Origin of the sequence: Bacillus sp. C30 (genome assembly GCF_040838255.1) — a bacterium.
Lineage (GTDB): Bacteria > Bacillota > Bacilli > Bacillales > Bacillaceae_G > Bacillus_A > Bacillus_A mycoides.
Map to the genome: position 1 here is coordinate 1 of NZ_JBFPJH010000335.1, position 3,400 is coordinate 3,400.

General features: G+C 35.8%; 3 protein-coding genes and 1 pseudogene. 1 reads left to right on the forward strand and 3 read right to left on the reverse strand.

Features of this window, described 5'->3' with window-relative positions; translation table 11 throughout:
• Positions 1-79: 79 nt before the first annotated feature.
• A complete protein-coding gene (locus AB3X49_RS19695; RefSeq protein WP_002168586.1) occupies positions 80-1,030 on the reverse strand; it encodes a CobW family GTP-binding protein in 951 nt (316 codons plus the stop codon).
• A gap of 166 nt (positions 1,031-1,196) precedes the next feature.
• Here AB3X49_RS19695 and AB3X49_RS19700 point away from each other — a divergent pair, with 166 nt between their 5' ends.
• Complete coding sequence (locus tag AB3X49_RS19700) at positions 1,197-2,099, forward strand: aldo/keto reductase (protein ID WP_367964210.1); 903 nt, start codon at positions 1,197-1,199, stop codon at positions 2,097-2,099.
• A 24-nt stretch (positions 2,100-2,123) separates the two neighbouring features.
• On the opposite strand, the pseudogene AB3X49_RS19705 reads toward AB3X49_RS19700, so the two are convergent.
• Together AB3X49_RS19705 and AB3X49_RS19710 are read right to left on the reverse strand one after the other, a co-directional pair.
• Positions 2,124-2,709, reverse strand: a pseudogene (locus AB3X49_RS19705) (GNAT family N-acetyltransferase).
• Positions 2,710-2,784: 75 nt separating this feature from the next.
• The coding region (locus AB3X49_RS19710; protein WP_367964212.1) for a flavin monoamine oxidase family protein at positions 2,785-3,400 on the reverse strand (616 nt) is incomplete at its 5' end.

The window sequence follows — 3,400 nt, forward strand, 5'->3', positions numbered from 1 at the left end:
CCCTTATTACTTCATTTTTGTAATCTAGTATTATCTCATTAAAATGCTCATAAAAAATAAGCCTGCGATTTACGCAGACTTATTTCACACATTCTTCAAAATGTTCTTGGAACCATTCTTTATTAATATCTCTTCCGATGAAAACTACTTCGCTTACTCGCTCTTCGCCCTCTTGCCACTCTCTATCGTACGAAGCAGCAAATAACGTATGCACACCTTGGAAAACAATACGTTTATCTACCCCATCAATAGATAAAATTCCTTTGTAGCGATATAAATGCTCCCCTAGTTCCTGAACGACAGCTGACATCCATTCATTCAATTTTTGTAAATCTAACGGACGTTCTTCACGTAGTACAAACGATTTTACACCTTCTAGATGGTTATGTTCTGTATGAGGGTAAATTTGCAGCGTATCTTTCGTTTTAAACGTTTGAATTTGTAATAACGATGGAATATCTACCTCACAGTTAGTCGCCTCGATTAACTTTGCAGTCGGGTTAATTCCTTGAAGTTCATGCAAGAGATTTTCTTTCTCATTTTCTTCAATTAAATCTAATTTATTAACTAACACAACATCAGCAAAAGCAATTTGTTCTTTTGCTTCTAGTCCCTTTTCAAAATGTTTATGTATATGATAGCTATCTACAACTGTTACAACACCGTTAATTTGATATGCAGATTGAATAACTGGATCTAAAAAGAAAGTTTGAATAATCGGACCTGGATTTGCAAGACCTGTTGTTTCAATTACTAATCCATCAAAGTCCATTTTCCCTTCTGCTTTCACATCCAGTAATTGTTTTAAAGCAACAAGTAAATCTTCACGCACAGTACAGCATAAACAACCGTTTGTCATTTCCATAATTTCTTCTTCAACATTCATAATCAATTGATTATCAATACCAATTTGCCCGATTTCATTTACAATCACCGCTAATTTCTTACCGTGATTTTCTGATAAAATACGATTTAATAAAGTCGTTTTCCCTGATCCAAGAAAACCAGTTAATATTGTTACTGGAATCATCCCTTACATCTCCTTATAGCTCTATGTTTCTACATTATAGCATATAGAAAAAATCGTTTTTGTAGCAAAACATATTTATTGTATGTACGACCCTGTAACTATATAATAATACGTAGTAAGAAAGCCTTTTCAAAAATATTATTCATTCATATAGGGGGTACTTATAGTGGAACGAGTTCAAATGGCCGAAACGCTAGAATTTTCTCGTATTATTCAAGGTTTTTGGCGTTTAGCAGAATGGAATATGCCAAAGCAAGAGTTACTTTCTTTTATTGAAGACTGTATGGATTTTGGGATTACTACTTTCGATCACGCTGATATTTATGGTGGGTATACGTGTGAAGGATTGTTTGGAGAAGCGTTACAATTAAAGCCTTCCTTACGCGAAAATATGCAAATCATCACTAAATGTGGAATCGCTCCCCCATCACCTAAATTTCCAGAGCGATATGTTGCTCACTACAATACGAGTGCTGAACATATCATAAAGAGCGCGGAGGATTCATTACAAAACTTACATACAGATTATATTGATGTATTGCTCATCCATCGTCCAGATCCATTTATGGATCCAACTGAAGTGGCAGAAGCGTTCTCACGCTTAAAGCAAGAAGGCAAAGTTCGCCACTTCGGTGTATCTAACTTTTTACCTTCACAATTTAATATGTTAAGCTCATATTTAGATTTCCCGCTCATTACAAATCAAATTGAAGTATCTGCGATGCAAATGGAGCATTTTGAAAAAGGTACGATTGATTTATGCCAAGAAAAACGAATCAATCCAATGATTTGGTCACCTCTTGCTGGTGGTGAAATCTTTACTGGCCAATCAGAACGTGCCATACGTGTACGTGAAACTTTACAAAAAGTTGCTACTGAACTAGGTGTTACTAGCATCGATACTGTTATGTATGCATGGTTACTTGCTCATCCAGCTAACATGATGCCCATTGTTGGCTCTGGTAAATTAGATCGTGTGAAAACAGCCGCTCTTGCTACAAAAGTTAACTTAGACCGCCAACAATGGTTTACAATTTTCGAAAGCTCTAATGGACATCCTGTACCATAATAAACAAAAAGAAGAGCTGTTTCTTTACAGCTCTTCTTTTTCATATGTATTTCTCGTCATTGCAAATACACACATATCCCTTAATCCATTTCCATCTACCGCAACACTCGCGCTTTCTAAAGTACCCTCTAATTTAAAGCCTAATTTCTCTGGTATCGCTCTACTCTTCTTATTTAGAGAATCACAACGAATTTCTACGCGGTTTGCTTTCAATTCAGTGAAAGCATAATCTGTTATACCTTTTGCAGCCTCTACCATATAGCCCTTTCCACTAAACCTTGAATCAATCCAATACCCGATTTCAAATTGAGGTATATCCCAATTAATACGATGTAATCCGGCAGATGCAATAAATTCACCTGTTTCGTTCGAAAAAACTAGTAATCTCAAATCCTCACGCTGCAAAAATTGAATATGCGATTTTCTAATACTCTCTTCTATTTCTTCCTCTGTTTGCTCTTTTTGTGCAAAGACCATCCAAGGTTTTAATTCTTGTATTGAAGCTTGAATTTGCGTCATATACAACTTTACCATCACCTGGTTTTGGCATTCGAATAAAAAGCCTGTCAGTATAAAATTCAGAAGGAAAATCGAATAATAACGGATTCACTGTAAACACTCCCTATAATTCTTTTATATATAATAATATCCATCTCAAGTTATACAGTAAAGAAATTTCTGAATTTTAAACTTTTTGATCATTCACTTCCATTGCTACACGAACTCCAGATTCAATCGCACCTTGAATCCATCCGTGATACAGCGTTGTATGATCACCAGCAAAATATATTCTCCCCTCAGGTTTTACAATGACTGGCTGTAATTCTGATTCTTGGCCAGCTTGAAATAGTGCAAACCCTCCAAGCGCATATGGATCTAATGTCCAACTCTTTGATATTCCAGACATGAACTCATCATATACTTGACCACCTAATATTGTTGCTAAATTTTGTAGTGTGTAATAGATACGATCCCCCTTTGATAACCCATCCCATAACAACGCATCATAAGACCATGTATAGCTTCCTAACATCATAGCAGGCCCTTTCTCTCCGATTCCATGGCTTGGATAATACGCATAACGTATAGGAAGATCTGTTATAATTCTCCCACCTAATTGCCCTTGTTCCTCCCAAAAACGACTTTTAAATTGAATTCCTATTTTTGTAGCTGGCATATAATGCAATTCGCGAATTGTTTTCCACTTCGCATGAGATATCGAATCAAATGGATCTACTTCTACAAATCGCATTGTTGAAAAAGGAATTGTAACAATAACTAAATCCCCTGTAATACTACTA